32 protein-coding genes are annotated in these 26,466 nt (G+C 37.3%); 23 read left to right on the top strand and 9 right to left on the bottom strand.

Features of this window, described 5'->3' with window-relative positions; genetic code table 11:
* The first annotated feature begins 64 nt into the window (after window positions 1-64).
* The 12 genes from hisG to V8G61_RS12535 all read left to right on the top strand — a co-directional run bounded on the left by hisG (window position 65) and on the right by V8G61_RS12535 (window position 9,781).
* On the top strand, window positions 65-922 hold the full coding sequence (gene hisG, locus V8G61_RS12590) for an ATP phosphoribosyltransferase (protein WP_394876135.1): 858 nt from the start codon (window positions 65-67) through the stop codon (window positions 920-922).
* 10 nt (window positions 923-932) lie between these two features.
* Window positions 933-2,216, top strand: a complete 1,284-nt coding sequence (hisD, locus tag V8G61_RS12585) for a histidinol dehydrogenase (protein WP_394876133.1) — start codon at window positions 933-935, stop codon at window positions 2,214-2,216.
* 1 nt (window position 2,217) lies between these two features.
* Entirely contained in the window at window positions 2,218-3,267 is a 1,050-nt protein-coding gene (gene hisC / locus V8G61_RS12580) for a histidinol-phosphate transaminase (RefSeq protein ID WP_394876131.1), read from the top strand.
* 17 nt (window positions 3,268-3,284) lie between these two features.
* Window positions 3,285-4,418 (top strand): bifunctional histidinol-phosphatase/imidazoleglycerol-phosphate dehydratase HisB, encoded by a 1,134-nt coding sequence (gene hisB / locus V8G61_RS12575; RefSeq protein WP_394876128.1) that lies wholly within the window; start codon window positions 3,285-3,287, stop codon window positions 4,416-4,418.
* Between the two features lie 4 nt (window positions 4,419-4,422).
* Window positions 4,423-5,004 (top strand): imidazole glycerol phosphate synthase subunit HisH, encoded by a 582-nt coding sequence (hisH, locus tag V8G61_RS12570; RefSeq protein ID WP_394876125.1) that lies wholly within the window; start codon window positions 4,423-4,425, stop codon window positions 5,002-5,004.
* A 1-nt stretch (window position 5,005) separates the two neighbouring features.
* Window positions 5,006-5,740, top strand: a complete 735-nt coding sequence (gene hisA / locus V8G61_RS12565) for a 1-(5-phosphoribosyl)-5-[(5-phosphoribosylamino)methylideneamino]imidazole-4-carboxamide isomerase (protein WP_394876124.1) — start codon at window positions 5,006-5,008, stop codon at window positions 5,738-5,740.
* A gap of 2 nt (window positions 5,741-5,742) precedes the next feature.
* Window positions 5,743-6,498 carry an imidazole glycerol phosphate synthase subunit HisF gene (hisF, locus tag V8G61_RS12560; protein WP_394876122.1) on the top strand — a complete coding sequence of 252 codons (756 nt, stop codon included), beginning with the start codon at window positions 5,743-5,745 and terminating at the stop codon, window positions 6,496-6,498.
* Window positions 6,495-7,088 (top strand): bifunctional phosphoribosyl-AMP cyclohydrolase/phosphoribosyl-ATP diphosphatase HisIE, encoded by a 594-nt coding sequence (gene hisIE, locus V8G61_RS12555; RefSeq protein WP_394876120.1) that lies wholly within the window; start codon window positions 6,495-6,497, stop codon window positions 7,086-7,088. The genes hisF and hisIE overlap by 4 nt, the downstream gene beginning before the upstream one ends.
* Before the next feature lie 2 nt (window positions 7,089-7,090).
* Window positions 7,091-7,501: an acyl-CoA thioesterase gene (locus V8G61_RS12550; protein ID WP_394876118.1), complete on the top strand. Its 411-nt coding sequence runs from the start codon at window positions 7,091-7,093 to the stop codon at window positions 7,499-7,501.
* Window positions 7,502-7,520: 19 nt separating this feature from the next.
* A complete protein-coding gene (locus tag V8G61_RS12545; protein WP_394876117.1) occupies window positions 7,521-8,300 on the top strand; it encodes a tRNA pseudouridine synthase A in 780 nt (259 codons plus the stop codon).
* Window positions 8,301-8,459: 159 nt separating this feature from the next.
* The gene (locus tag V8G61_RS12540) at window positions 8,460-8,978 is read left to right on the top strand and encodes a Dps family protein (protein ID WP_394876115.1); all 519 of its coding nucleotides are present in this window, start codon (window positions 8,460-8,462) and stop codon (window positions 8,976-8,978) included.
* Between the two features lie 125 nt (window positions 8,979-9,103).
* Window positions 9,104-9,781 carry a DUF2461 domain-containing protein gene (locus V8G61_RS12535; protein ID WP_394876114.1) on the top strand — a complete coding sequence of 226 codons (678 nt, stop codon included), beginning with the start codon at window positions 9,104-9,106 and terminating at the stop codon, window positions 9,779-9,781.
* 3 nt (window positions 9,782-9,784) lie between these two features.
* Here V8G61_RS12535 and V8G61_RS12530 read toward each other — a convergent pair whose 3' ends face one another.
* On the bottom strand, window positions 9,785-10,201 hold the full coding sequence (locus V8G61_RS12530; RefSeq protein WP_394876113.1) for a glyoxalase: 417 nt from the start codon (window positions 10,199-10,201) through the stop codon (window positions 9,785-9,787).
* 118 nt (window positions 10,202-10,319) lie between these two features.
* Between V8G61_RS12530 and V8G61_RS12525 the strand changes: the two genes are divergently transcribed.
* From V8G61_RS12525 to leuB, 5 genes are all read left to right on the top strand, one after another.
* Window positions 10,320-10,706 (top strand): acyl-CoA thioesterase, encoded by a 387-nt coding sequence (locus V8G61_RS12525; protein ID WP_394876112.1) that lies wholly within the window; start codon window positions 10,320-10,322, stop codon window positions 10,704-10,706.
* A gap of 247 nt (window positions 10,707-10,953) precedes the next feature.
* The gene (gene leuC, locus V8G61_RS12520) at window positions 10,954-12,348 is read left to right on the top strand and encodes a 3-isopropylmalate dehydratase large subunit (protein WP_394876111.1); all 1,395 of its coding nucleotides are present in this window, start codon (window positions 10,954-10,956) and stop codon (window positions 12,346-12,348) included.
* 30 nt (window positions 12,349-12,378) lie between these two features.
* Window positions 12,379-12,975 carry a 3-isopropylmalate dehydratase small subunit gene (gene leuD / locus V8G61_RS12515; protein WP_394876110.1) on the top strand — a complete coding sequence of 199 codons (597 nt, stop codon included), beginning with the start codon at window positions 12,379-12,381 and terminating at the stop codon, window positions 12,973-12,975.
* Window position 12,976: 1 nt separating this feature from the next.
* The gene (locus tag V8G61_RS12510) at window positions 12,977-14,500 is read left to right on the top strand and encodes an alpha-isopropylmalate synthase regulatory domain-containing protein (RefSeq protein ID WP_394876109.1); all 1,524 of its coding nucleotides are present in this window, start codon (window positions 12,977-12,979) and stop codon (window positions 14,498-14,500) included.
* A gap of 9 nt (window positions 14,501-14,509) precedes the next feature.
* Window positions 14,510-15,568 carry a 3-isopropylmalate dehydrogenase gene (gene leuB / locus V8G61_RS12505; RefSeq protein WP_394876108.1) on the top strand — a complete coding sequence of 353 codons (1,059 nt, stop codon included), beginning with the start codon at window positions 14,510-14,512 and terminating at the stop codon, window positions 15,566-15,568.
* A gap of 57 nt (window positions 15,569-15,625) precedes the next feature.
* Here leuB and V8G61_RS12500 read toward each other — a convergent pair whose 3' ends face one another.
* On the bottom strand, window positions 15,626-16,951 hold the full coding sequence (locus tag V8G61_RS12500) for a mechanosensitive ion channel family protein (RefSeq protein WP_394876106.1): 1,326 nt from the start codon (window positions 16,949-16,951) through the stop codon (window positions 15,626-15,628).
* A complete protein-coding gene (locus V8G61_RS12495; protein ID WP_394876104.1) occupies window positions 16,948-17,235 on the bottom strand; it encodes a DUF3817 domain-containing protein in 288 nt (95 codons plus the stop codon). The genes V8G61_RS12500 and V8G61_RS12495 overlap by 4 nt, the downstream gene beginning before the upstream one ends.
* A 279-nt stretch (window positions 17,236-17,514) precedes the next feature.
* Between V8G61_RS12495 and V8G61_RS12490 the strand changes: the two genes are divergently transcribed.
* Both V8G61_RS12490 and V8G61_RS12485 read left to right on the top strand, forming a co-directional pair.
* Window positions 17,515-19,224 (top strand): M66 family metalloprotease, encoded by a 1,710-nt coding sequence (locus tag V8G61_RS12490; protein WP_394876102.1) that lies wholly within the window; start codon window positions 17,515-17,517, stop codon window positions 19,222-19,224.
* A gap of 102 nt (window positions 19,225-19,326) precedes the next feature.
* Window positions 19,327-20,202 (top strand): helix-turn-helix transcriptional regulator, encoded by an 876-nt coding sequence (locus tag V8G61_RS12485; RefSeq protein ID WP_394876099.1) that lies wholly within the window; start codon window positions 19,327-19,329, stop codon window positions 20,200-20,202.
* Between the two features lie 10 nt (window positions 20,203-20,212).
* Here V8G61_RS12485 and V8G61_RS12480 read toward each other — a convergent pair whose 3' ends face one another.
* The 3 genes from V8G61_RS12480 to V8G61_RS12470 all read right to left on the bottom strand — a co-directional run bounded on the left by V8G61_RS12480 (window position 20,213) and on the right by V8G61_RS12470 (window position 21,467).
* Window positions 20,213-20,593 (bottom strand): hypothetical protein, encoded by a 381-nt coding sequence (locus tag V8G61_RS12480; protein ID WP_394876098.1) that lies wholly within the window; start codon window positions 20,591-20,593, stop codon window positions 20,213-20,215.
* A gap of 100 nt (window positions 20,594-20,693) precedes the next feature.
* Window positions 20,694-21,065 carry a rhodanese-like domain-containing protein gene (locus V8G61_RS12475; RefSeq protein WP_394876097.1) on the bottom strand — a complete coding sequence of 124 codons (372 nt, stop codon included), beginning with the start codon at window positions 21,063-21,065 and terminating at the stop codon, window positions 20,694-20,696.
* A gap of 33 nt (window positions 21,066-21,098) precedes the next feature.
* Window positions 21,099-21,467 (bottom strand): DsrE family protein, encoded by a 369-nt coding sequence (locus V8G61_RS12470; RefSeq protein ID WP_394876096.1) that lies wholly within the window; start codon window positions 21,465-21,467, stop codon window positions 21,099-21,101.
* 250 nt (window positions 21,468-21,717) lie between these two features.
* Between V8G61_RS12470 and V8G61_RS12465 the strand changes: the two genes are divergently transcribed.
* The 4 genes from V8G61_RS12465 (at window position 21,718) to V8G61_RS12450 (ending at window position 23,881) form a co-directional block, all read left to right on the top strand.
* On the top strand, window positions 21,718-22,209 hold the full coding sequence (locus V8G61_RS12465) for a MarR family winged helix-turn-helix transcriptional regulator (RefSeq protein WP_394876095.1): 492 nt from the start codon (window positions 21,718-21,720) through the stop codon (window positions 22,207-22,209).
* 11 nt (window positions 22,210-22,220) lie between these two features.
* Window positions 22,221-22,976: a hypothetical protein gene (locus tag V8G61_RS12460; RefSeq protein ID WP_394876094.1), complete on the top strand. Its 756-nt coding sequence runs from the start codon at window positions 22,221-22,223 to the stop codon at window positions 22,974-22,976.
* Window positions 22,977-22,986: 10 nt separating this feature from the next.
* Window positions 22,987-23,382 carry a RidA family protein gene (locus tag V8G61_RS12455; protein ID WP_394876092.1) on the top strand — a complete coding sequence of 132 codons (396 nt, stop codon included), beginning with the start codon at window positions 22,987-22,989 and terminating at the stop codon, window positions 23,380-23,382.
* Window positions 23,383-23,452: 70 nt separating this feature from the next.
* On the top strand, window positions 23,453-23,881 hold the full coding sequence (locus tag V8G61_RS12450) for a peptidylprolyl isomerase (protein ID WP_394876090.1): 429 nt from the start codon (window positions 23,453-23,455) through the stop codon (window positions 23,879-23,881).
* Window positions 23,882-23,995: 114 nt separating this feature from the next.
* Here the strand turns inward: V8G61_RS12450 and V8G61_RS12445 are convergent, their stop codons facing one another.
* From V8G61_RS12445 to V8G61_RS12435, 3 genes are read right to left on the bottom strand one after another with little or no spacing between them, the layout of a single operon-like run.
* Window positions 23,996-24,697, bottom strand: a complete 702-nt coding sequence (locus tag V8G61_RS12445; protein WP_394876089.1) for a LytR/AlgR family response regulator transcription factor — start codon at window positions 24,695-24,697, stop codon at window positions 23,996-23,998.
* Complete coding sequence (locus V8G61_RS12440; protein ID WP_394876088.1) at window positions 24,687-25,745, bottom strand: sensor histidine kinase; 1,059 nt, start codon at window positions 25,743-25,745, stop codon at window positions 24,687-24,689. Before V8G61_RS12440 ends, V8G61_RS12445 begins: the two co-directional genes overlap by 11 nt.
* Window positions 25,742-26,407, bottom strand: coding sequence for a hypothetical protein (locus V8G61_RS12435; RefSeq protein WP_394876087.1), 666 nt, complete (start codon window positions 26,405-26,407; stop codon window positions 25,742-25,744). Before V8G61_RS12435 ends, V8G61_RS12440 begins: the two co-directional genes overlap by 4 nt.
* Between the last annotated feature and the right edge of the window lie 59 nt (window positions 26,408-26,466).

The following is a 26,466-nucleotide window of genomic DNA, read 5'->3' as shown; positions in this document are numbered from 1 at the left end:
GATCAAACGGGTTTTTATTTTTAAAACTTTGTGAGATCGTCTCAAAATTATAACGAAGATAAACATGAGTAAATTACGAATTGCTGTTCAAAAATCAGGACGTTTACACGACGATTCGATGCAGATTTTAAAAGATATTGGTATCGCCATCGACAATGGAAAGGACCAATTAAAAGCTGCTGCAAAGGATTTTCCTGTAGAAATTTTTTACCTCCGAAATGGTGATATTCCTCAATATTTAAAGGATGGGGTAGTTGATGCTGCTATTATAGGTGAAAATGTATTAATTGAAAAAGGAGAGGCCATTACCTTTGTTGAAAAGTTAGGATTTTCAAGCTGTCGCGTTTGTATAGCGGTTCCAAAAACTGTAAAATATGGTGGTGTTCAAGATCTCGAAGGTAAGCGTATCGCAACATCCTATCCAAATACCGTTCAAGACTATCTGCAAAAACAGGGTGTCACTGCGAATCTGCATATCATTAATGGTTCTGTGGAAATTGCTCCTAACATAGGGTTGGCAGATGCCATTTGCGATATCGTTTCCAGCGGAAGTACTTTGTTTAAAAATAATTTAAAGGAGGTAGAGACCATTTTAAAGTCTGAAGCTGTTCTGGCAGTATCTCCTGTAATTACTGAAGCTAAGCAAGCTATTTTAGATACCATTCAATTTAGAATAAGATCCGTTCTAAAAGGGCGTCAGTCGCGTTATATTTTATTGAATGCACCGAATGATAAGATCGAATCCATTAAGGCCATATTACCAGGTATGCGAAGCCCAACGGTTTTACCTTTGGCAGAAGAAGGCTGGAGTTCGGTGCACTCCGTGATCAGTAAAAATGAATTTTGGGCGATTATAGATCAACTTAAGGCTGCAGGAGCGGAAGGTATATTAGTTTGTCCTATTGAGAAAATGGTATTGTAATTTCAAGGTTATGCAAATTAGTAAAAATCCAAATAGATCTAATTGGGAGACCCTTTTAAAACGTCCAACACAAACCGTGAATGATATTGAAGATATCGTAGAAAAGGTGTTCCGGGAAGTTGTAGAAAGTGGCGACCAGGCTATTGAAAAATATACTCAGAAGTTTGATGGTGTCGCTTTAGAAACGACTGTCGTTTCGGAATCCGAAATAAGCACTGCCGTTGAGAATGTATCTGAAGATCTTAAAAAGGCTATATCGCGAGCCAAATCCAACATTGAAACCTTTCACGCAGCTCAAAAAACTGAGTCTGTTCAAGTAGAAACAACGCCAGGTGTTTTCTGCTGGCAAGAAAAAAGACCTATTGAAAAGGTTGGTTTATATATTCCTGGGGGTACAGCACCCTTATTCTCTACGGTTTTAATGCTCGCTATTCCGGCCAAAATTGCTGGATGTAAAGAGATCGTTTTGTGCTCACCACCAAATAAATTAGGCACTTTGGCTCCTGAAATTTTATATGCCGCGCAACTATGTGGTGTCACAAAAATTATAAAAGTGGGAGGGATCCAGGCTATTGCAGGTTTAACCTTTGGAACCAAAACGATACCACAAGTCTATAAAATTTTTGGTCCGGGGAATCAGTTTGTTACGGTGGCAAAACAATTAGCAACGAAACATGGAGTCGCAATTGATATGCCAGCCGGCCCCAGTGAATTATTGGTCGTTGCCGACGATTCCGCTAATCCGGCGTATGTGGCGTCTGATCTTTTAAGTCAGGCGGAACACGGTACCGATAGCCAGGTGATTTTAGTGAGCACCTCCATGGAACTTATTAATGCAGTTTCGGATGAAATAGAAGCACAATTAGAGATTCTTCCGCGTAAAGCGATTGCGGAGAAGGCCATAGCAAATTCCAGACTCATTTTTGTTGAGAATGATACGATCGCTTTAGAAATGATAAATGAATATGGCCCGGAACACTTTATTATTTGTGCTGAAAAAGAAGATTTTTATGTGTCTGGTATTATGAATGCAGGATCTGTATTTATTGGTAACTATACACCTGAAAGTGCCGGAGACTATGCATCGGGAACTAATCATACGCTACCAACTAATGGATTTACAAAGGCCTATTCTGGCGTAAATCTGGATAGTTTCATGAAACAAATGACCTTTCAAAAGATCACAAGTGAAGGTTTGTTGAATATCGGCGAAACCATTGAAAACATGGCTGCAGCTGAAGGTTTGCAGGCACACAAAAATGCGGTGTCGATACGTTTAAAAGATTTGAAGTAAAATGGACATTCAAAAGCTATTACGCAATAATATTAAAAACTTAAAACCTTACTCATCGGCACGTGATGAATTTCAAGGAGGCACTAATGCTATGGTGTTTTTAGATGCCAATGAGAATCCGTTTGAGAATGGAATTAATCGGTATCCCGATCCCTATCAAAATGCCTTGAAGGGTCTTCTATCGGAGTTAAAGGATGTTCCTAAAGACCAGATTCTTTTAGGGAATGGTAGTGATGAAGTTCTGGATATTATTTATCGTGCTTTCTGTGAGCCTAAGGAAGATAATATTCTGATCTTACCACCAACTTATGGTATGTATGAAGTGCTTGCGGGCATCAATGACGTTGCTGTGAAAAAAATCAATTTAACACCCGATTTTCAACTAAACGTTCCTAAAATCCTAAAAGCTGCTGATGCCCATAGTAAACTTCTGTTACTATGCTCCCCGAATAATCCAACAGGTAATAGTTTTTCTGCTAAAGACCTTGGAAAACTTATTTCTGAGTTTGAAGGTATAGTAGTATTGGATGAAGCCTATATTGATTTCTCTGAAGCTGAAAGCTGGGTAAAGCAATTGGATAAATTTCCAAATCTGATCGTTACCCAAACCTTATCCAAAGCCTTTGGCATGGCAGGTATTCGCCTTGGAATTTGTTATGCATCAAAAGAAATTATCGCCGTTCTAAATCGTATCAAACCACCTTATAATGTGAATATTCTAACACAGAAAAAAGCGATTGAACAACTTCAAAATAAAGTATTGGCTTCAAATCAGATCAGTGATATTTTGGAGCAGCGAAAACACCTTCAGATCATATTAAAAAACATACCTTTCATATCTAAAATATATCCTAGCGATGCTAACTTTATTTTAGTGAAAGTAGACGATGCTACCCAGCGTTACAATGAATTACTGAAACTAGGCATCGTTACTAGAAATAGAACACATGAGGTGGGCTGTGAAAATTGCCTGCGATTTACTGTGGGCACCGCAGAGGAAAATAAAAAATTAATTGAAGCTTTAAAGACACTTAAAGCCGTGTTGAAATAAGTAAAATAACATTACAAATGAAAAAAGTTTTGTTTATAGATCGTGATGGAACTCTTATAAAGGAGCCTGAAGACGAACAAATTGACAGCTTTGAAAAGCTTGAATTTTATCCCAAGGTCTTTCAGTATTTAAGTCGGATTGCCAAAGAACTTGATTATGAATTGGTGATGGTAACCAATCAGGATGGTCTTGGAACAGACGCCTTTCCTGAAGATACGTTCTGGCCGGTACATAACTTTATTATGTCTAGTTTTGAAAAAGAAGGTGTTACGTTTTCAGAGCAGATCATCGATCGTACCTTTGCTAAAGAAAATGCGCCAACACGTAAACCCAATACAGGCTTATTACAACACTATTTTACGGATGATTACGATCTTGAAAACTCTTATGTTATTGGCGATCGGTTAACAGATATTGAACTCGCTAAAAACCTGGGAGCCAAAGGTATTTTCATCAATAACGAAACCCATTTAGGAACGGATGAAGTAACTGTGGCACACGAGTCTTTAAATGAGTTTATAGCTTTGGAAACCGAAGATTGGTCGGAGATCTATGCTTTTTTGAAAGCAGATGAACGCTCGGGAGGTCTCATACGAAACACCAATGAAACCAAAATAGCCATTCAACTGAATCTGGATGGCACCGGTAAAAGCAAAATAGATACCGGACTTGCCTTTTTTGATCATATGCTAGACCAGTTAGCACGACACGGTCAGCTTGATCTAAATATTAAGGTTGACGGCGATCTGGAAGTTGACGAGCACCATACGATTGAAGATACAGCCATTGCCTTAGGGGAAGTCTTTAATAAGGTGTTAGGTAATAAACTGGGTATCGAACGCTATGGTTTTTGTCTTCCCATGGACGATTGCTTAGCCCAGGCGGCTATAGATTTTGGGGGAAGAAACTGGTTGGTATGGGAAGCCGATTTCAAACGTGAAATGATTGGAAAAATGCCAACGGAAATGTTTTATCACTTTTTTAAATCTTTTACTGATGGTGCCAAATGTAATTTGAATATCAAAGCAGAAGGCACCAACGAACATCACAAAATCGAAGCTATTTTTAAAGCCTTTGCAAAAGCCATAAAAATGGCGGTAAAGCGCGATATTGAAAAAATGATTTTACCATCAACAAAAGGCATGCTTTAAGACCATGAAACTCGTTATAATTAATTATGGTGCTGGCAATATTAAAAGCATTCAGTTCGCTTTTAATCGATTGGGTGTTAATGCGGAATTATCGCATGATCCCGAAGTGATCCAAAGTGCCGATAAACTTATTTTTCCCGGTGTTGGTGAAGCGAACAGCGCAATGACCATGCTGAAAAAAAGTGGTTTGGAAACCTTAATTCCGAACTTAGAACAACCCGTTTTAGGTATTTGCCTGGGGATGCAGCTTATGTGTAATTACACGGAAGAAGGCCATACCAAAGGATTGGGCATTTTTCAGACCGAAGTGAAACGGTTCTCGAACGAACTGAAAGTACCACAAATGGGATGGAACGTAATTAAGGATCTAAAATCGGATCTTTTTAAGGGCATCAAAGAGGATGAATACATGTATCTGGTACATAGCTATTATGCTGAACACTGTGCTGAAACCATTGCAGCAACAGATTACGGTATAAATTATGCTTCCGCCTTAAAACATAAAAACTTTTATGGGGTACAGTTTCACCCTGAAAAAAGCAGTGTAGCAGGATCGCGGATACTTGAAAACTTTTTAAACTTATAACATGAGAATAATACCTGCTATTGATATTATCGACGGAAAATGTGTGCGCCTGACCAAAGGCGATTATGATACCAAAAAAGTGTATAGCGAGAATCCGCTGGATATGGCCAAGGCCTTTGAAGATTCCGGTATCCAATATTTGCATGTTGTAGATTTAGACGGCGCGAAGGCCAAACATATTGTAAACTATAAAGTTTTAGAGCGCATCGCTTCAAAAACAACCCTTAAGATTGATTTTGGAGGAGGCCTAAAATCTGATGCTGACGTCCATATAGCCTTTAATTCCGGTGCCCGGCAAATTACCGGAGGCAGCATCGCGGTTAAAGACCCGGAACTGTTTGAAAGTTGGCTTGAAAAATATGGGTCGTCAAAGATTATTTTAGGAGCAGATTCAAATAATAATAAGATTGCTATTTCAGGTTGGACTGAAGAAAGCGATAAAAATGTCATTCCATTTATTAAAGCCTATCAGAGAAAAGGGGTTCAATACGTAATTTGTACCGATATTGCTAAAGATGGCATGCTGGAAGGGCCTTCAACAAACTTGTATAAAGATATTATTTCAGAGTGCTCTAATGCCAGTGAAGGTCAGTCTATCAAATTAATTGCCTCTGGTGGCATTTCATGTTTAGAGGATCTGGATAAGGTTCGTGCTATGGGTTGCGAAGGCGTTATTATTGGTAAGGCGATTTACGAAAATAGAATAACCTTGAAAGACTTAGAACGCTATAATTAGATATGTTAACAAAACGAATCATTCCTTGTTTGGATATTAAGAACGGTCGGACTGTAAAAGGCGTTAATTTTGTAGATTTACGTGATGCCGGCGATCCAGTAGCTTTAGCAAAGCAATATGCCGAAGTTGGCGCTGATGAATTGGTGTTTCTAGATATTTCTGCCACGCAGGAAAATCGAGCCACGACCTTGGACATGGTTTTACACGTGGCAGAACAGGTGAATATTCCATTTACCGTAGGTGGCGGGATATCGAGTATTGCCGATGTAGACGCCCTTTTAAAATGTGGTGCAGATAAGGTTTCTGTAAATTCGTCTGCAGTTAAACGTCCTGAACTTGTTAATGAACTGGCGGATAAATTTGGAAGCCAGTGTGTGGTTGTTGCCATTGATGCAAAACAAGTTGAAGGCACATGGAAAGTACATTTGGCCGGAGGTAGTATTCCCACAGATCTGGATTTATTTGAATGGGCTAAGGAAGTAGAGCGGCGCGGTGCAGGAGAAATTCTGTTTACCTCAATGAATCATGATGGTACAAAAAACGGCTTTGCTAATGAAGCTCTGGCGAAATTATCATCCGAATTAAATATCCCGATAATAGCCTCGGGAGGTGCAGGTACGGTCCAGCATTTTGTGGATACATTCAAACTAGGAAAATCAGATGCAGCATTAGCTGCCAGCGTTTTTCATTTTGGTGAAATACCCATTCCCGAGTTAAAGAAAGAATTAAGAAAACAGCATATAGAAGTAAGGTTATGACCATTAAATACGATAAAAACGGACTCATTCCGGCGATTATTCAAGATGCATCAACAAAGCAAGTGCTTATGTTGGGTTATATGAATGAAGACGCCTATAATAAAACTAAAGATTCTAAATTGGTGACTTTTTTTAGTCGGAGTAAACAACGTTTATGGACTAAAGGTGAAGAAAGTGGGAATGTGCTTCATTTAGTGGATATAAAAAATGATTGCGATAGCGATACACTATTAGTGCGTGTTAATCCCGAAGGTCCTACGTGCCATAAAGGAACAGATACCTGTTGGGGTGAAGACAATAAGTCGCAATATGGTTTCTTTTCGGAACTGGAAGCCATTATCGACAAACGTGTCGCATCAAAGGATACGGATAAATCATATGTGGCGCGACTGTTTTCAAAAGGCATCAACAAAGTAGCACAAAAAGTAGGTGAGGAGGCTGTAGAAACGGTTATAGAAGCTATGGACTCTAATGACAACTTGTTTCTTTATGAATCGGCCGACCTCATGTTCCATTACCTCATGTTACTCAAAGCTAAAGGGTTTTCATTGAAAGATATTGAAAACGAACTAAAATCACGTCATAAATAGATTTGAGTAAAAAGGGCGCTTCATATCAGAAAGAACTTATTGTAGAAAAAGGACATCTCGATGATCTTAACCACGTTAATAATGTGGTTTATGTGAGATGGATCAATGACATTTCTGAGGAGCACTGGGAGCAAATAACAACCCCGGAACTCGAAAATGACTATTTTTGGGTGGTTTTACGGCATGAAATTGATTATTTAGGACAAGCGCTTTTGGGTGATGCCCTAACCATTAAAACCCGGGTAGGAGAGACTGGTGGTGTAAAATCCGTTCGGGAAATTTATATCTATAAAAATCAATCACTTTTGGTAAAAGCCAAAACAACTTGGTGCCTCATAAACCGTAAAACCCTGAAACCCCAACGCATCGGAGACGACGTTTTAAAGGTGCTGTTCGTCTCAGAAAGTCTTTGAAAAGGTTTACAAGTCAAAAATGAAAAAACATTTTTATCTTATTACACTACAATATTTAGGCTACCGCTTTCATGGATGGCAGAAACAACCGGATGTTAAAACGCTACATTTGATGGTAGATAGAACCTTAAATTTTATCTTAGAAGGCCAGCCCTTTAAGAGTTTGAGTTCAGGTCGCACAGATGCCATGGTCTCTGCTGAAAAGGCAGCTTTCGAATTGTTTTTGGAAGAACCTCTTGAGGATATGAATGCATTTTTAGAGCTTTTTAATTACAATTTACCTCAGGATATTAGGGCGCTTACCATTAAGGAGGTGGATAAGAACTTCAATATCATTAACCATCCAAAAACTAAAGAATATCACTACCTATTTACTTTTGGTCAAAAATGCCACCCTTTCTGCGCACCTATCATGACTACCATTTTAGATGATTTGGATATAGAGCTCATGAAAGAAGGTGCTAAACTATTCGAAGGAGAACATTATTTCAAATCCTATTGTTTCAAACCAACGGATAATGGAATTTATAATCGGGATTTATCACTTTGTGAAATTGTTGAAAATACCGAGTATACCGCCAATTTTTTTCCGAGGCAATCTTACGTCTTAAAAGTTAAAGGTAAAGGCTTTATGCGTAATCAAATCCGTCTCATGATGGGCACGCTAATTGATCTAGGTAAAGGAAAACTCTCTTTAGACGACATCAAAGACAGCTTGCGCGACGGCCATTTTGTTAAAATGGAATATATTGCTCCGGCCTCAGGATTAATTTTGAAAGACATCGCTTTTGAAGATTAGGTAATGGACTTTTCTTAAAAGATTTTAACACCTTTCACCAACTTTAACATAAATGGTAGCCCTAAGACAACAGTTCTGTTAAATCATGTTAAAACACTTGATTTTACTGGTATTTTAACGTATATTATATATGAAAATTAATGTTAAATACTAATAAAAATGAATTATTTGAATATGAAGAATGAAGATGTGCTAAAGGTAGTAACCGAGCTTAATATTTTACTAGCCGACTACCATATATACTATCAAAAATTAAGAAGTAATCACTGGAATATTTTAGGAAAGAATTTCTTTGACTTACATGTGAAATTTGAAGAAATGTACAATGATGCTAAAATTAAGATAGATGAAATAGCAGAGCGTGTATTAACTCTGAGATACCATCCAATGAGTACCTTAAGTGACTATTTAAAATCTTCAAACATAAACGAGGTACAACCGGTGACACATGATATCGATCTGGTTAAAGAAACCTTGAATGATCACAAATTATTATTAGAACAAATGTATGTTGTGATTAAAAAAGCTGAAGAAATTGGCGATGAAGGTACTATCGATATGATGGGTGGATATATCAGAGAACTGGAAAAAACCAGTTGGATGTTAAGCGCATGGTTAAAAAAACCTTCTGAATCTTTACAATCAGAAGTCGCTGAAACCGTGGAAGCTACTTCCTAATTTATAATATACCTAGGAATTAAATTGAATCCTGTATTGATCTACATAGGTTAATACAGGATTTTCTTAGTTCATAAAGGATGGAAATAAAACCTAACTTTTTGTACATTTAAAGAAAAAATGCAATGAGTACAACAATCCCTGAGGAAGTTCTTTCTTTCTTAAAAGATCTTGAAAAAAATAATAACCGCGATTGGTTTAATGAGCGAAAATCGGAATTCAAAGCTGTAAAGAATGAGGTCAAAATATTTTGTAACGCCTTATTAACGGAATTGAATAAGCACGATAAAATTGAAAATATGAAGCTATTCAGAATTTATCGTGATGTTCGGTTTTCAAAAAATAAAATGCCTTATAAAACCCATTTAGCCTGCTCGTTCCGACGCTTAAAACCAGAATTGCGAGGTGGTTACTACCTTCATATAAAACCAAATAATGAAAGTTTTATCGCAACAGGGTTTTGGGATCCGAATAAAGATGATCTCATGCGGATTCGTAAAGAATTTGAAATAGATGCAACTGAGATCAAAGCGATTATGGAAAAGGAATCCTTTAAATCGGTTTGGGGCACCATTAAGGGCGACGAGCTAAAAACGGCACCCAGGGGTTTTGATAAAGGTCATGAGGCCATTGACCTTATTAAAAAGAAACAATTCGTTTTTACTAAAAAATTTACCGATGAGGAAGTGATGCACCCCGACTTTCTTAAAAATGTGGATGCGTCATTTAAGGCTATTCGTCCTTATTTCGATTACATGAGTGATGTGCTTACGACCGACCTCAATGGTGTATCGTTATTATAAAAACTAAACAGCAGCTAAATAATCCGGCTTTTCAAAAAGTTGAATGTTGCTGATGATGCGGTCCTTTACCAAATTCATCATACGCTTATTTAAAGCCGATGAGTTTTTGATGTACAAAGCGTATTCATCAACAGTAAATTGCCCAATGATCATACCTTTTAAAGAGTTTCGGAATTTCATATCCTTATGGATCGCGTTTTCAATATAATCCAATCGCCTTTCCATCGATAAACCATAAAATACGGCTTTGTGTTTGTTGATGTAGTTTCTGAAAACTATAACAACCAAATCATTCTGAAGCTTAATTACAGGGCGTAAAACGGCGTTCTGAAAATACTCATCGTCGCTCATGTTATCTGTGATTTTTGCTGAAGGGATCTCGGGGCGCATTTGGGATAAATTTAAATCTCGCTGAGTCATAATGTAGATTTTCAATAAAAATATTGATTTAAAAATCCAATATAGCTATTCAAAATTCTAATTATTAACCGGGTTATTAACAAGACGTTTTTGTTACCTTTAAAAAAAGTATGATTTTATGAGATTTCACACCAGAAAATGGGTAAAACCTGAAGACTTAAATCCAAATGGCACCCTGTTCGGCGGACGCTTATTAGAGTGGATCGATGAGGAGGCCGCCTTATATTCTATTATTCAGCTTGAAAATCAACGTGTGGTAACCAAATATATAAGCGAGATCGATTTTAGAGCCACAGCAAAACCTGGCGATATTATTGAAATTGGTATTGAAGTCGTAAAATTTGGCAGGGCTTCGATTACACTAAGTTGTGAGGTTAGAAACAAAATGACCCAAGAAACCATTATTACCATTTCGAACATTGTAATGGTTAATATGGGTGAAGATGGTAAAGCCAAACCACATGGAAAAACCGAGGTGGAATATGTTTCCAAGCGACTTGAATAAAAATTCTTATTGGAATTAATTTTTTTAGTTGACAATCGTAAAATATAGCATTGTACAATTTTCATCAATCCTTGAGATCTATTGAATTTATTAAGATTTTTAATGCGATCATTAAGGATTACATAAAAATGTTGAGCATCGTAGTTTGTCTCTCTTATTTAAGGGCAAAAACAGTCCTTATTTTATAAATTTGCAAGCTATAGATGCCAATAAATTAAAGAAAAATTAAACATAATTATAGATTTTTATGAGCAAGACATTATTTGATAAAGTTTGGGATTCTCATGTGGTACGAAAAATTGAAGGGGGTCCTGATGTATTTTTCATCGATCGCCATTTTATCCATGAGGTAACCAGTCCCGTTGCTTTTCTAGGTCTTAAAAAACGAGGTCTTAGTGTGTTGTACCCTGAGCGTACCTTTGCAACCGCCGATCACAACACACCAACCATTAATCAGCATTTACCTGTAGAAGACCCTTTGTCCGCCAATCAGTTAAAAGCACTGGAGGATAATTCCAACGAATATGGTATCAGTCACTGGGGATTAGGTCATAAAAAGAACGGTATTGTTCATGTCGTTGGACCAGAGAACGGCATTACGTTCCCGGGCGCAACCATTGTGTGTGGTGATTCACATACGTCAACACATGGTGCCTTCGGAGCTATTGCCTTTGGTATTGGAACATCTGAAGTTGAAATGGTATTGTCCACGCAATGTATCATGCAACCTAAGCCCAAGAAAATGCGGATTAATGTTAACGGCAAACTTGGTAAGGGTGTAACCCCAAAAGATGTTGCGCTTTATATTATTTCTCAGTTAAGCACCTCTGGAGCAACTGGATATTTTGTGGAATATGCAGGGGATGTTTTTGAAAATATGACCATGGAAGGCCGTATGACCGTTTGTAACCTTTCAATAGAAATGGGAGCTCGTGGTGGTATGATTGCACCAGATGAGACTACTTTTGCCTATCTAAAAGATAAACCGCTATCACCGAAAGGTGAGGCCTGGGATGAAGCTGTGGCACATTGGAAAACCCTCAAAACGGAAGACGACGCTACCTTTGATAAGGAAATAACCTTTCATGCGGCAGAGATCGAACCAATGATTACCTATGGAACAAATCCTGGAATGGGGATTGGTATTTCACAGTTTATACCAGAAGCAGAAACCTTAGATGGTAATGTTGCAACGTTTAGAAAATCTTTGGAATACATGGGATATGATGAAGCTGAGTCCATGTTAGGAAAAACAGTAGATTATGTCTTTTTAGGAAGTTGTACCAACGGTCGCATTGAAGATTTTAGAGCTTTCGCCTCTATTGTGAAAGGAAAGAAGAAAGCAGATCATGTAACGGCCTGGTTAGTACCTGGTTCGCATGAAGTAGAGGATAAAATTAAGGAAGAAGGTATTTTGGATATTATTACCGAAGCTGGTTTTACCTTGCGCCAACCGGGATGTTCAGCATGTTTGGCTATGAATGATGATAAAATTCCTGCGGGAAAATATGCTGTAAGTACTTCTAACAGGAATTTTGAAGGACGTCAAGGGCCTGGTGCCAGAACTATGTTGGCTAGTCCTTTAGTAGCTGCAGCAGCTGCAGTTACTGGTGTTGTAACCGATCCAAGAGACTTACTTTAATTAAAATAAATTACAGAAAGAAAACATAATATGGCTTACGATAAATTTAATGTATTAACTAGTACAGCAGTTCCATTACCTCTGGAGAATGTCGATACCGATCAAATTATTCCTGCGCGCTTTTTAAAAGCAACAGAGCGTAAAGGGTTTGGTGATAATTTATTCAGAGACTGGCGTTACAATAACGATGGTTCACCAAAAGAAAACTTTGTACTAAACAATCCCATTTATAGTGGTAAGATTTTAGTAGGAGGAAAGAACTTCGGGTCAGGTTCATCCCGTGAACATGCGGCTTGGGCCGTATACGATTACGGATTCCGTTGTGTTGTTTCCAGCTTCTTTGCCGATATCTTTAGAAATAACTGTTTGAATGTAGGGGTATTGCCAGTTCAGGTAAGTCCTGAATTTTCAGAACAGATATTCGAAGAGATTTATAAAGACCCAAATACTCAAATTGAAGTCAATCTTCCAAATGAAACGATAACCATTTTATCTACCGGAGCTCAGGAATCTTTTGAGATCAACAGTTACAAGAAAGAGAACATGTTGAATGGTTTTGATGACATTGATTACTTACAAAACATTAAAGGTGAAATAGAATCGTTCGCTAACGAATTACCTATGTAATATGAGCGCAAAGCGACGTATTGAAATAATGGATACGACACTCCGTGATGGTGAGCAAACCTCCGGTGTGTCGTTTTCTGCTTCTGAAAAGTTAACCATAGCGAAGCTCCTTTTAGAGGAACTTAAGGTAAATCGCATTGAAATTGCATCTGCCAGAGTTTCAGAAGGTGAATTTCAGGCGGTAAAGGATATTACGGACTGGGCTAGCGTAAATGGCTTTATCAATGCTGTAGAAGTACTCACTTTTGTAGATGGCGGAGTTTCCATCGACTGGATGCTAAAAGCAGGAGCAAAGGTTCAGAACCTCTTAACCAAAGGTTCATTAAATCATTTAAAATACCAGCTTAAAAAGACTCCAGATCAACACTTTAAGGATATAGAAGAAAATATTTCCTTAGCGCTGAGTAAAGGCGTGGAAACCAATGTTTACCTAGAAGATTGGAGCAACGGAATGCGTAATTCCAAAGACTATGTTTTTGGTTTTTTAGCTTTTTTGGCAACGCAACCGGTGAAACGTATTATGTTGCCGGATACGCTAGGTGTATTGACTCCAAAAGAAGCTTTTGATTTTATCAAGGAAATTCGCGACACTTATCCGGATGTGCATTTTGATTTTCATGCCCACAATGACTACGATCTGGGTGTTGCTAATGCCGTGGAAGGTATTCGTGCCGGAGCTAATGGGTTACATCTTACCATCAACGGCATGGGAGAACGGGCGGGAAATGCACCTATGGCAAGTACCATCGCTGTTATCAATGATTTTCTTCCTGATGTTGAAACCACTATAAACGAAAAAGGTTTGTTTACAGTAAGTAAACTGGTTGAAACTTTTTCAGGTGTTTTTATTCCGGCAAACAAGCCGATTATTGGAGCCAATGTATTTACACAAACAGCCGGTATTCATGCTGATGGTGATAACAAAAAGAATCTTTATTTCAGTGACCTTATGCCAGAACGATTTGGCAGAAAACGTCAATATGCACTCGGTAAAGCCTCGGGTAAGGCCAATATTCAAAAGAACTTACAAGAACTTGGCCTTAAGTTAAATGATGACGATATTAAAAAAGTAACACAGCGTATTATTGAATTGGGTGATAAAAAGCAGGTTGTAACCAAGGAAGATCTACCCTATATCATTTCGGATGTGTTAGACCGGAATTACGAAGAGAAGGTTAAAGTGAATTCTTACGTATTGACCCACGCTAAAGGTTTAAGGCCTTCAACCTCCGTTTCACTTACGATCAACGGGAACTCGTTTGAAGAAAGTGCGCAGGGTGATGGACAGTTCGATGCTTTTATGAATGCGATCAAATCGGCTTTTAAAAAGCAAAAAATGCAACTCCCCACGCTCATTGATTATGCGGTTCGAATTCCTCCCGGAAGTCACTCCGATGCCCTATGCGAAACTATTATAACATGGAAAGCTAACGACAAGGAATTTAAAACCCGTGGTTTGGATTCCGATCAAACGGTATCTGCAATTATTGCCACAGAAAAAATGCTAAACATTATTACAAACTAAAAAAACAACATGAAATTTAATATTGCCCTTTTAGCCGGAGACGGTATTGGACCGGAAGTTATAGAACAAGCTGTAAAAGTGAGTGATGCCGTAGCCAAAAAATTTGGTCACGAGATCACCTGGAAACCAGCTTTAACTGGTGCGGCAGCTATTGACGCCGTTGGCGAACCGTACCCCGATGAAACACATAACATATGTACAAGTTCAGATGCTGTTTTATTTGGAGCTATTGGTCACCCACGATTCGATAATGATCCTTCAGCCAAAGTGCGTCCAGAGCAGGGTCTGCTTAAAATGCGTAAAAAATTAGGGCTTTTCGCTAATGTTCGTCCAACCTTTACATTTCCGTCTCTAATTGATAAATCGCCTTTAAAAAGAGAACGTATCGAAGGTACTGATTTGGTGTTTTTACGTGAGCTTACCGGAGGTATTTATTTTGGTGAAAAAGGCCGTCGCGATGGAGGGGAAACCGCTTTTGACAATTGCGTATATACCAGAGAGGAAGTAAAACGCTTGGCTAAAAAAGGATTTGAACTTGCCATGACCCGAACTAAAAAATTATGCTGCGTGGATAAGGCCAACGTATTGGAAACGTCACGTTTATGGCGTGAAACGGTACAAGCTATGGAAAAAGATTATCCTGAAGTTACAGTAAGTTACGAATTTGTTGATGCTGTAGCCATGCGATTGGTACAATGGCCAAATAGCTATGATGTTTTAATCACAGAAAACCTGTTTGGAGATATATTAACCGATGAGGCTTCTGTTATTTCCGGTTCCATGGGATTAATGCCTTCAGCTTCGATGGGCTCGGATATCGCTTTATTTGAGCCGATACACGGATCGTACCCTCAGGCAACAGGATTAAATATTGCCAACCCTATGGCAACCGTATTATCTGCAGCCATGATGTTTGAAATGGCATTTAATTTACCGGAGGAAGGAAAAGCTATTCGTGATGCCGTAAATAAAGCACTTGCTGAAGGAATTGTAACCGAAGATCTAGCCAATGGCGATAAATCTTATGGAACTAAAGAAGTGGGAGACTGGCTAGCCGCTAACATCTAAATCATAATCATTTTGAATAAAAAAGGATGCCTGAGTAAAGCATCCTTTTTTTTTATTCTATTTTTTTAAACTAAGATCTTTAAAAGAAGTACTACTTGGTAGTTCAAATATTTCCAGTTCGAAATAAGGTAAAGCAGCAATGAGGTGATCGAAAATATCGGCCATGATGTATTCGTAATTCTCCCATCGCTTATCGCTACTGAAAACATAAATTTCTAAGGGGATGCCTTGAGGTGTGGGGGCCAGTTGCCGAGCCATAATCATCATGTCCTTATTTACCGCTGAATGATTATTCAAATAGGAATCGATATATTTTCGAAACACACCAATATTGGTTAGGTTCCTGCCATTTATCAATAGACTTTTATCAATTTGTTGTTCCGAATTATGAGCTTTAATATCTTCTTGTCTTGATTCGATATAAGCATTTAGTAACTGAATTTTTTTAAGCTTTTCAGCTTCTTCGTCCGAAAGGAACTTAACACTTTCCTGTTTAATAATCAGGGCTCGCTTAATACGTCTACCGCCCGATTCGGTCATACCACGCCAATTCTTGAAAGAATCTGAAATCAGGGCATAGGTTGGAATAGTCGTTATGGTTTTGTCAAAATTTTGAACTTTTACGGTCGCTAAGGTAATTTCAATCACATCCCCATCGGCGCCGTATTTTTCAAAAGTAATCCAATCACCAATTCGGACCATATCATTGATGGACACCTGAATACTGGCAACAAAACCTAAAATGGTATCCTTAAATACCAATATTACAACCGCAGAAATAGCTCCTAAGCCAGTTAAAAAGTGTAAAAATGGAATACCCGTAATAATTGCTATGGCAGATAAAATACCACCAAGCCAAGCAAAGATCATGAATACCTGAATATAACTGTCTATGGGTTTATCCATAAAACGTTCCAGCGTTTTAAGGTAATCTTTAAACGTATTCAGGATACTACGAATAACCCAAAGCGTTAAAAGAATGGCGAAAACCTGTAAAGCTTTCTCCAGAATGGCTTCTGTATGGGGGAAATCTGAGAATACCCCGGGAACAAAAGCAATGGCGATTAATAATGGGATGATATGAGCTAGGTTTCGGGGCGTTTTGTTTTTTACTAAAAGATCATCAAAATTGGTTTTTGAACGTTCCGCGAATCTGGAAAAGGCGCCAATGAGGATTTTTCGAATAACAAAATCAGTAATAAAAATGATCAACAATAAAACGATTATCAATATGGCTATGTTGAGATAAACAGCAATTGTTTCAGAAACTTTCAGCTCTATTAAATAATCATAAATCCAATGTTTCCATGGAAAATCTGATACAGCTTTTGTGTCGATTTTTGTATCGATGTTATCTTGAATTAAAATACTATTGCGTATCATTTCGTTTGTATGTATTTTTTATCAACATAAAAAGTTCCAAAAGGAATAATAGAGGCTACCAATACGATCAAAAAATCTTTTTTCGGCCAATCAAAATCAGGTTTTATCATAATAGCTATAATGATATATCCAATAAATAAGAGGCCATGTGGCATACCCAACATTTTTACATATTGCGGTTCACCAGCGAGATATTTTACAGGTGTTGCAAAAAACAATAACAATATATAAGAAAGGCCTTCAAGAAAGGCAACCATTCGAAATATATTACGGAATGTAAACATGATCTGAAATTTTATACAAAAGTACAATAGAAGAATCAAAGCACCATATAATCTTCGATATGGTTTTTATAAAGGTGATAAAAAAGAAATATTGTTAAAAGTTCGACAAAAGGAAAGAACTAACACCTATTTCAATATTTAAAAACCTATTAATCAATATTTAAAAATTTTTCATTTATTTTCCCTAAGAAAGTTAAAGTTTAGCTAAAAAATTAAACGCTACTTTAATTTTTTCATCATTAATTATCTATTAAAAAAACCCTTAAATCTACCTACATTATGAAACCCCCAATGACCTATTTTAAAGGGCTCATTTTTCTATGCAGCCTCATCCTAATTCAACATTGTAAAAACCAGGATCTTGATGACGCCGTTCTATCGGGTGATCCCATATCAGAAAATGCGCCTTTTGGAGCCGTATTTTTTGCCCAAACTCACGTTCAACAACCGGAAGACGAACTTTTTAAATTAGTTAGCAACAGAGCCACATTAATAAAAGTTAATTTTACGACACATATTGGTGAATCGGCGCCGGATGTTAATGCTATTATAAATTTAAACGGAACAACCGAAACCATTAATTTATCAGGGCCTTCAACATTGACGGAAGCGATCGATCTCCGCTATGGTGCCATTCAACATAAATTCGAAAATAGTTTTGCCGCAATCATTCCTAAAGAATTTGTGCAACCCGGGCTGCGCCTTACTATTCAAGCCGGAAGTGACACTATGGAGTTCAACGATTTAACCATCGGAGCACCAAACCATGTGATCATGAATATGTTTGACGCCCATTTTTTTCAAGATTCACCGGGTGATTATCCAAAAGGTTGGCTTGAAGAGATACGTTCTAAATGGCCGGTTTCCGGAGTTACACTAAGACATTTTCCAAATATGCTGTTCACTGAATTAACCATACCTCCACGAAAAGATGTTGGTGCTCCTGCCTCCAGGGTAAGCTCTAAAGCAGATTACGAAGCTCTTAACGGTATTAAATTTGATGGAGAACAAGCTGCCGCGTCACAGTGGAAAACTGCGTTAAAAGCCGCTGCAGGAACCCAAGGACGTTATGCCTTATTTTATATTAATATTTATGGCGTCAATGCGGGTGGACAAGCAGGTGGTTTTGGTGGCGTTGGAAATGGGACCAGTCTTGGGATTTTTCAACACGAAATTGGTCATGCCTTTTCATTACCCCATTGGGGTGATAATAACAACTACCCCTACAAAGGTGATATGCATGGTATTTCGGCACCAGATAGTTATAATAAAACACACGCCGGTCCAGTTTGGGCTTATGACATGAATACGAACACCTTTATACCACCTACCGTTCAAGAAAACGCCGTTGGCGGGATGCCAGGAACCTATAAACAAGACCCTATGCAAGGTGGTGGTGCAGGCGATCAGGAAACCGGTTTTCTGATGCGACATTTCTCAGATTATTCTCAAAGCCAAATGCAAAGTTATCTCGAAGGCCATATCGCCATACGAAAGGCCGGTAGTTCTGATTATGTGCGTTGGGATGACATCACCGTAACCTATAGTAAACCTTTAGAAAATAATGGTGTAAATTACCCCATTGTAAATGATGTGGAGGTGATTAGCGTTATGGCTGGTGTTAGTTCAACGACTCCTCAGGCGACTATAGTATATCCTCCGATCGGCCCTTATACCAGCGGACTCATCAAGGTCTTTGATCCTAATGTGGAAACCGATCGCCTTGAAGCACAAGTAAAATATTGTCCGGAAGGTGGTTGTGACATTAGTTTACGGGTTGTACAGGGTGGTACAATAAAAACCATGCTGCTACCTATAGCGCTACAATCCGGTATAGACCCCTTAGACGGAAAAAGCTTTAATACGCGAGCTGTAAATTTACCAGCAGGAGATGGCACCGTTAGCAAAATTGAGCTTTTAAGTACACCAGATGCTGAAATGAATGGCATACCTACAAATCCTCAGGTGTTGTATGTCTGGAGTTTGTAATAGATTAACTCAATAATTCTTCGGGGTTTTTAGATATTAAATAGTGAAACGAATTGAAAAAAATATTATCTTTGATTAATAGGTAATAAACTGCGAATCAAGATGTTCGATTCATATAAACACTTTTTAGAAACCCCGGGATACAATAAGTTTATTGGAGAAGACTATTTGATCGTTGAGTTTAAATGCCCGATCAAAGAGGAATTATTCACGGCCTGGTCTGAATGTCATAGTATTGTTTATGTACTTAGTGGTCAAAAGAAATGGATCATGCCTTCGAAGGATTATTTGGTTCAGGAAGACCAATCCATTTTCGTGCGAAAAGGCGCTTTCAAAAACCAGCAATACTTTGAAGAAGGCTTTTGTGTTCTGATGTTCTTTATGCGGGACGATTTTATCCGACGTGCCATCGAGGAGGATATTAACAAGGAAATTTCATCTTTAAAAATCTTAGATAATCCTAATTTTATATACAGAATCGATGTGTCTGAAAGTTTAAAAACCCTTTATCATTCCTTTTTTTCTTATTTAAAACAACCTAAAAAACCATCACAAAAAATCATCGAATTAAAATTTCGGGAAATGCTCCTGAATATTTGTTTGGATGCCAATAACCATTCGGTTCGGGATATGTTGTACACCATTTCAAAAAATACCGATAGTGGTATTGAACAGATCATGGAGGAGCAGTTTATTTATAATTTGAAGATAGAAGATTTTGCAAGACTTTGCGGTAAAAGTGTGTCGACCTTCAAACGGGAATTTAAAAAGATTTATCAAACCACTCCTGGCAAATGGCTCATGCAGAAACGCCTTCATTTAGCGCGTCATCTGATGTTAAACACCGATTTTAACGTGCAAGAGATTTGCTATGATTGTGGTTTTGAAAGTGATTCTCATTTCATACGAAGTTTTAAACAGCAATTTGGTGTTACGCCAAAACAATGGCGAAACACCAAAGTAAATGTTTCTGCATAATCATTTATACTTAAGGGTTTATAATGCCTTTCTCAATTTTTCGCTTTTTCTCTGCTTTTTCTCGAGCCGTCCATGCGTCACCCTTCAAACATACAAACACCGTGTGTATCAAAAATGTGGTTCCGCTGTAAAGCGCTCCCGAAAATAAATAGCTTAAAAAGCTGTTTAAAAATCCTGGGAGGTTCTCATTGCTAACTACCATTGAAGTACCCATCACAAAAGAAACAAATACACCGACCCAAAAGGGTAAACATTGCATACAACTAGTAAGGTATTTCCAAAAATTCGGACTTCTTTTTTCCGCGATATCCCGCAGGGGTTCAAATATTTTGCTGATGGTTATAATAGCTGAAATACCATACACAACCAACACGTTTATTAAAAATTCCATAGTAACAAATATTTAAAAAAGTATGCAAGCTCAGTGTTTCCTTGGGATGAAGAATTCTTTAGCTTGCACTGACTTTTTATAATTGATTGATGATTTTCGATCAGGCTTCTTGTCCTGTTTTTACTTTTAACCATCCGGCATGACCTCCTTCTAAGTTAAAAACCTGCTTAATCCCGGATTCCTGAGCTTTAATTGCAGCCATGTAAGACATCACGCCACCTGTGCAGCAAAACAAGAAGGGACCTTCGTTGTCGAAAACTGGATGGTAATTAGCGTTGCTTTTATCTATAGCTTGATCAACGGTTTCCAAAGGAATGTTTACCGCTCCCGGAAATCCTCCTTGATTTTCAATGGCCTGTGGATTGCGCACATCGATGATGTGGTGGCTTTGTGCTTTTAAAATGGCTTCTACCTGATTTGCTGGGATTTGCGCCACAACTTTGTTTGATACTTTGGTTTGTAATTGATTCATAATATGTTTAATTTTAAGTAATTATAATTTAAGTTATAAAGTAATGGTTTCAGCACCTTCCAGGATTAGCTGGTGCAGGGCTGGAGAACCTACTAATTCAATTTCATCGATAAGATCTTCAACCTCATAACCACGCACAGCGGCACAAGGAGGACATACCATAATGCGACATTTGTTGCTTACTACAGCGTCGATCATGTCTTTCATGGTAGGGTCTTTTGGATTCAAATGGGCATACTTTGCAGCACTTTTTCTAACCCAGTCTACACCGGAACTTACCAGAAAAATACTCACATCTAACCCTGATTTAATACCTCCGTTGGCGATACTCCACGCTACGGAGGCTCTTTCATCGTTTAATCCGTAGCTTATCAACACTACGATCTTCTTTTTTGTACTCATAATTAATTGTTTAAAAAGTTAATAGATTGTTTTGATAAAGCAAATTTAGAGTATGAGTGAGGGTTGGAATGACCTAAAAAGTTCAAAAAATGGACTCTCAGGGCCAAAGACTGATTTCTGACCTAAACACATTAAAAAACAAGTCTTTTTAATACAAATTCATGTAAAAAACTTCTAACGAGAACAAAATATGTAGCAAACTATGTAGTTAACTAACTATTTTTAGTATATTTATATATATCTAAAAGTTATGGATAAAGATTTTATTAAAGCACAGGGGTATAGAGCTCTGGATAATCGATTAAAGCGCATAAGTGACCGGATGGCGCACGACACCAGAAAATTCTTTAAACATATTGATCTGGATGTTGAACCCAGCTGGCATTTGGTTTTTAAATTATTATTGGAATATAACAAATTAACTATGGTCGAAATTGCAGACCAATTAGGGTATACACATCCTTCGATGGTTTCTATGCTAAAAAAAATGGCAAATAAAGGCTACATCGTTTCAGAGCAAGATGAAAGCGACAAGCGCAAACAAAATATTAAATTAAGTCAGAAATCTAAAGATTTACTACCCCAGCTCAAACATATTTGGGATAGTTGTGAAGCGGCTATTTATAAGATGTTAGAAGAAGACCTTACCATACTTAAGTGTCTGGATAACATTGAAATCGCCTTAAAAACAGTTCCTATTAATGATCGGTTTCAAAGCGAATACCAAAAAATAAAATCCTAAAACCAAACACGATGTTACATTTAAAAACGGATTTAAACACCTTGTCAAACACGAGCACGACATCCTCTTTATCACGAAGAGGTATGATTAGAACATTAGGCCTGGGCTTAGGACTTACTGTCCTTCCATCATTTATGGCCAATGCTAAAACAGAAATCTCAAGCGATGCTTTAGATCATGGTGAACGGATTATACCGGTGAACGAGCAAGAATTGATAAACATGCATAAATTTATAGAAGCTTGTATAGAAGCCAATAAAGATGTTGATCCGCAGCAAGCTGTAAAAGAAGTTCTGGCCAAAGCGGTTTCAGATCCCAAGGCCGTGTTGAAAGCGGTTGGAAGTCCAAAAGAGGCGGGACTTAAAGTATTCCTCCGCTCTAAAGACCTTACTATATTCGCGGCAACCTGGACGCCTCAAATGAATTTAATGCCGCACAATCATTTAATGTGGGCTAATATTGGAATTTATTCGGGTCGTGAAGACAATATTCTATGGAAAAAACAAAAGGACGGTCTGGATGCACATGATGTTCGGTGTTTATTTGAAGGCGATGTTGCCACCCTAAACAACAATGCTATTCATTCCGTTACTAATCCTTTACCTCGTTTTACTGGTGGGATTCATATTTATGGCGGGGATTTTTTTGCCACAGAACGAAGTCAGTGGGATCCTGAAACGCTAGCAGAAGAACCATCAAACGGTGATGTGATCCGTAATATATTTAAAAAGGCCAACGAACAAATGCGGCGTTTAGAACTTGATTAAACCATACAACATGAAGATGAAACGACAATTGATTTCCGGCGGCAGTCCCTATGAAGATATCGTGGGCTTTAGTCGTGCCGTTAAAGTAGGTTCTTATATTAGTATAGGTGGAACTGCACCCATTGGTGAAGATGGAAATACCATAGGTAAAGACGATATCAGGAAACAAACTAAACAGTGTCTGGAACTTATTAAAACAGCTTTGGAAAAAGCGGGAAGCAGTTTAAATGACGTGGTGCGAACACGAATGTTATTGCGGGATATTAACGACTGGAAAGCAGCGTCCGAGGTTAGAGCTTCATATTTTAAAACCATTAAACCCGTGGACACCATTATGGAGATTTCCCGATTTATTGACGCAGACTGGCTCATAGAAATAGAAGTAGACGCCATTATCGCAGATTAATGCCCGAATCATTTTCTTAAACGTAACAAGAACCATACCTTTGCAGGAATTTATAAATTAATAAATGATTATGAGTAAAGTAAAGGAAAATGATACCGTAGCGGTACATTATACAGGAAAATTAACAAACGGAGAAGTATTTGACAGCTCGTTAGACAGAGAGCCAATTAAAATCCAACTAGGACAAGGGCAACTTATCCCGGGTTTTGAAAAAGCGTTGATTGATATGGCTGTAAGCGAAAAGAAAACCGTTACAATTGCTAAGGAAGAGGCTTACGGAGAGGTTCGCACGGACCTATTCCAACAAGTTCCTAAAACAGAACTTCCCGAAACTATAAAACCAGAAGTAGGATTAGGCCTTGTAGGATCTAGACCTGACGGTACACAACAGCAATTCAGAATCGCAGAAGTAAATGATGATCATATTGTTATTGATGCCAATCATCCTTTAGCAGGACAAGAATTGGTATTTGATTTGGAATTGGTTAGTATAGACTAACATCAATATAAAGTGAATAAAAAGCCTCAACAGAAGTTGAGGCTTTTTTTATGGTCTTGTTTTTACAAGAATCAATCGAATTACAAAATAAATCACATGCATAATCTCAAAGGTCTATTGAATATTTGGATTATTTACAAAATTTAAAAACTGCTGTTTATACATTTGTCCGATAGGAATTTTGTGCTTGTCTATAGTAATTTGATTCCCGCTCATGCTATTCATTCGTTTAAAATTGATAGCAAAGGATTTATGGGTTCTTATAAAAGTCTGATGTGGTAATAATTCCAAAATAGAGGTAAAAGTAGCATTCGTTAAAAGATACCGCTCTTCTAAATGTACTTTAACATAATCTCCAAAAGCCTCTACAAATAAAATATCTTTATAATTAATTTTATAAAGTGTCTTGTTAGCTTTTATAAATATAAATTCTTCTCCCTTTGGGTTGTCATTGCTGAATCGTTTTTCAAGGACTTTATTCACTGCCTTAAAAAACCGTTCAAACGAAAATGGTTTCAATAAATAGTCAACAGCATTAACCTCAAAGCCATCCACTGCATATTGAGAATATGCTGTTGTAAAAATAACTTCCGGTGGGTTTTGTAATGATTTGTAGAACGTTAGTCCAGAAATTTTGGGCATATTAATATCTAAAAAAAGCAAATCTATATTAGGGTTTTGTGTCAATACCTGAAGACCGTCTATAGCATTATTACAAACCCCTTTAAGCTCTAAAAACTCAACATCCCCTACAAATTTTTTAAGGACGGATTGTGAGGATGGCTCATCGTCTATGATCAAGCAATTAATTTTCATTGGTGAACAATTTTAAGGTTACTCTAAAGAGGTGCTCCTTTTTAAGCATTTCAAATTCATGCTCTTTTGGGTAAACAAGTTCCAGATTTTTTTTAATATTCTTAATCCCAACCCCTGAATGGTTATTGTATTCTGTGGCGATTTCAGAATAATTATTCTCAATTGTAAAAACAAAGTCATTATCCTTAAGTTTTAAATCGATATGAATATAAGGATCATCGACATCACTTCTTAAACCATATTTGAAACTGTTTTCAATCAATGGCAACAATAACATAGGGTAAATAAGGTAGTTTTCATCATCAATTGAATAATTGAACTTAATATTTTCAGTTTCCCGATGACGAAACTGATGAAACTGAATAAAGTTTTTTAATAAGGTAACTTCTTCTTTTATGGCCACACGCTCTGTTCCGGAATCGTAAATAACATATCGCAATATGTCTGACAATTGTACAATGGCGTCCTTAGTTTCCGATTTGTTTTCAATAGCCAGAGCGTAAATAACATTAAGAGAGTTAAATAAAAAATGAGGGTTAATCTGTGATCGCAATAATGTTAACTGCGTTTGAATCTGCTGATTCTGTTTTTTAAGTTTCCTATTCTCATTACTGTTAAAATAAAACCAGTCTACGGAAAGTTTCAGTAAAGTTGAAACAGATAAAAAAACGCCAAATATGGTTAAAAGCCTAATGTTTGAGTGATAACTTATAAAGTAATATTCAGTAAAAAGATAATCAATAAAATATTCGAAAAACCAAATATTCATTTGGGTAAATACAATAATATTTATTACAAAAGCAAGGATATAAAGTAAGTATTTTTCCTTTTTTAACAGAAGGGGAATTAATACATAAAAGTTGATTGTTACAGGAATTATAATTGTAACTAAAAAACTTGCGGTATAAATGTAATCAATGGTTTTTGGCTGTCCATCCTCGGTGAATACTATTAAGAAAAGCAGAAAAGAAAATGTCCATAATATCAGATTAAAAAGCATGATATTACGAAACGTTATATTTCTAAATTGAGCAACTAATATTTTCATAATCGTTTTAAATCAGCCTCTGTGCGTGTTTTCCATTTATCATTATCTTCAGAAGCCATATACTTTTCAATAAATTTTACCAATTCCTGGGAAGACGCGGTAAGCATCGTGGTTTCTCCAAAGCCTACTGTTTCATACTTTATTTTAATTCTGCCGGCATCAAGAAGGGCGGCTAATTTATCAGAGTCAAGCCATTTGATACTTACGCTATCTTTTGAAAAAATATCTAATTTAGCTAAGGAATGTAAATCAACCCTATGCATTTGATATAAGTTATTATCGGCTTCTTCGGTCTCTTTATCTTCAATGGGTGTAAAGTCAAGGAATAATTGTTGCTTAATTTTAAAGGGCATGGCCAGGAATGTTGATTTGGTGCTGTCTTTTTCATAAGTAATGACATAGCCTTTGTTGTAGTCATCATAAAGTTTTCGTTCATCCTGATTTAAATCGGTGACTTTGTTTTTTTTGTTCTCATTCAAAATAACATCTTTAGCAGATTGTACAGTCCAATTACTATCATTCGGGCCTAGCCATTGACCTAAAAGTATTTTCTCAAAATAAAGGATGTCTTTGGTATAAAACGCGTGAAGTGATTTTACGACACATGCATTTAAAAGTAGGGCAATAGTCACTAGAAATACAAAACGTTTCAATGTTTTCATAATTATTGAATTTTATTATTCGGAAACAAAACAAAACGAATATTAAAGTCCGGTCAAAA

The organism is Gaetbulibacter sp. M240, from assembly GCF_043876815.1.
Lineage (GTDB): Bacteria > Bacteroidota > Bacteroidia > Flavobacteriales > Flavobacteriaceae > Gaetbulibacter_A.
This window is presented reverse-complemented; position numbering and strand designations above follow the sequence as displayed.

What these genes read in the sequence shown, in the direction of transcription:
- hisG (WP_394876135.1), top strand. Translation starts at nt 65, where the DNA reads ATGAGTAAATTACGAATTGCTGTTCAAAAATCAGGACGTTTACACGAC.
- hisD (WP_394876133.1), top strand. Translation starts at nt 933, where the DNA reads ATGCAAATTAGTAAAAATCCAAATAGATCTAATTGGGAGACCCTTTTA.
- hisC (WP_394876131.1), top strand. Translation starts at nt 2,218, where the DNA reads ATGGACATTCAAAAGCTATTACGCAATAATATTAAAAACTTAAAACCT.
- hisB (WP_394876128.1), top strand. Translation starts at nt 3,285, where the DNA reads ATGAAAAAAGTTTTGTTTATAGATCGTGATGGAACTCTTATAAAGGAG.
- hisH (WP_394876125.1), top strand. Translation starts at nt 4,423, where the DNA reads ATGAAACTCGTTATAATTAATTATGGTGCTGGCAATATTAAAAGCATT.
- hisA (WP_394876124.1), top strand. Translation starts at nt 5,006, where the DNA reads ATGAGAATAATACCTGCTATTGATATTATCGACGGAAAATGTGTGCGC.
- hisF (WP_394876122.1), top strand. Translation starts at nt 5,743, where the DNA reads ATGTTAACAAAACGAATCATTCCTTGTTTGGATATTAAGAACGGTCGG.
- hisIE (WP_394876120.1), top strand. Translation starts at nt 6,495, where the DNA reads ATGACCATTAAATACGATAAAAACGGACTCATTCCGGCGATTATTCAA.
- V8G61_RS12545 (WP_394876117.1), top strand. Translation starts at nt 7,521, where the DNA reads ATGAAAAAACATTTTTATCTTATTACACTACAATATTTAGGCTACCGC.
- V8G61_RS12540 (WP_394876115.1), top strand. Translation starts at nt 8,460, where the DNA reads ATGAATTATTTGAATATGAAGAATGAAGATGTGCTAAAGGTAGTAACC.
- V8G61_RS12535 (WP_394876114.1), top strand. Translation starts at nt 9,104, where the DNA reads ATGAGTACAACAATCCCTGAGGAAGTTCTTTCTTTCTTAAAAGATCTT.
- V8G61_RS12530 (WP_394876113.1), bottom strand. Translation starts at nt 10,201, where the DNA reads ATGACTCAGCGAGATTTAAATTTATCCCAAATGCGCCCCGAGATCCCT.
- V8G61_RS12525 (WP_394876112.1), top strand. Translation starts at nt 10,320, where the DNA reads ATGAGATTTCACACCAGAAAATGGGTAAAACCTGAAGACTTAAATCCA.
- leuC (WP_394876111.1), top strand. Translation starts at nt 10,954, where the DNA reads ATGAGCAAGACATTATTTGATAAAGTTTGGGATTCTCATGTGGTACGA.
- leuD (WP_394876110.1), top strand. Translation starts at nt 12,379, where the DNA reads ATGGCTTACGATAAATTTAATGTATTAACTAGTACAGCAGTTCCATTA.
- V8G61_RS12510 (WP_394876109.1), top strand. Translation starts at nt 12,977, where the DNA reads ATGAGCGCAAAGCGACGTATTGAAATAATGGATACGACACTCCGTGAT.
- leuB (WP_394876108.1), top strand. Translation starts at nt 14,510, where the DNA reads ATGAAATTTAATATTGCCCTTTTAGCCGGAGACGGTATTGGACCGGAA.
- V8G61_RS12500 (WP_394876106.1), bottom strand. Translation starts at nt 16,951, where the DNA reads ATGATACGCAATAGTATTTTAATTCAAGATAACATCGATACAAAAATC.
- V8G61_RS12495 (WP_394876104.1), bottom strand. Translation starts at nt 17,235, where the DNA reads ATGTTTACATTCCGTAATATATTTCGAATGGTTGCCTTTCTTGAAGGC.
- V8G61_RS12490 (WP_394876102.1), top strand. Translation starts at nt 17,515, where the DNA reads ATGAAACCCCCAATGACCTATTTTAAAGGGCTCATTTTTCTATGCAGC.
- V8G61_RS12485 (WP_394876099.1), top strand. Translation starts at nt 19,327, where the DNA reads ATGTTCGATTCATATAAACACTTTTTAGAAACCCCGGGATACAATAAG.
- V8G61_RS12480 (WP_394876098.1), bottom strand. Translation starts at nt 20,593, where the DNA reads ATGGAATTTTTAATAAACGTGTTGGTTGTGTATGGTATTTCAGCTATT.
- V8G61_RS12475 (WP_394876097.1), bottom strand. Translation starts at nt 21,065, where the DNA reads ATGAATCAATTACAAACCAAAGTATCAAACAAAGTTGTGGCGCAAATC.
- V8G61_RS12470 (WP_394876096.1), bottom strand. Translation starts at nt 21,467, where the DNA reads ATGAGTACAAAAAAGAAGATCGTAGTGTTGATAAGCTACGGATTAAAC.
- V8G61_RS12465 (WP_394876095.1), top strand. Translation starts at nt 21,718, where the DNA reads ATGGATAAAGATTTTATTAAAGCACAGGGGTATAGAGCTCTGGATAAT.
- V8G61_RS12460 (WP_394876094.1), top strand. Translation starts at nt 22,221, where the DNA reads ATGTTACATTTAAAAACGGATTTAAACACCTTGTCAAACACGAGCACG.
- V8G61_RS12455 (WP_394876092.1), top strand. Translation starts at nt 22,987, where the DNA reads ATGAAGATGAAACGACAATTGATTTCCGGCGGCAGTCCCTATGAAGAT.
- V8G61_RS12450 (WP_394876090.1), top strand. Translation starts at nt 23,453, where the DNA reads ATGAGTAAAGTAAAGGAAAATGATACCGTAGCGGTACATTATACAGGA.
- V8G61_RS12445 (WP_394876089.1), bottom strand. Translation starts at nt 24,697, where the DNA reads ATGAAAATTAATTGCTTGATCATAGACGATGAGCCATCCTCACAATCC.
- V8G61_RS12440 (WP_394876088.1), bottom strand. Translation starts at nt 25,745, where the DNA reads ATGAAAATATTAGTTGCTCAATTTAGAAATATAACGTTTCGTAATATC.
- V8G61_RS12435 (WP_394876087.1), bottom strand. Translation starts at nt 26,407, where the DNA reads ATGAAAACATTGAAACGTTTTGTATTTCTAGTGACTATTGCCCTACTT.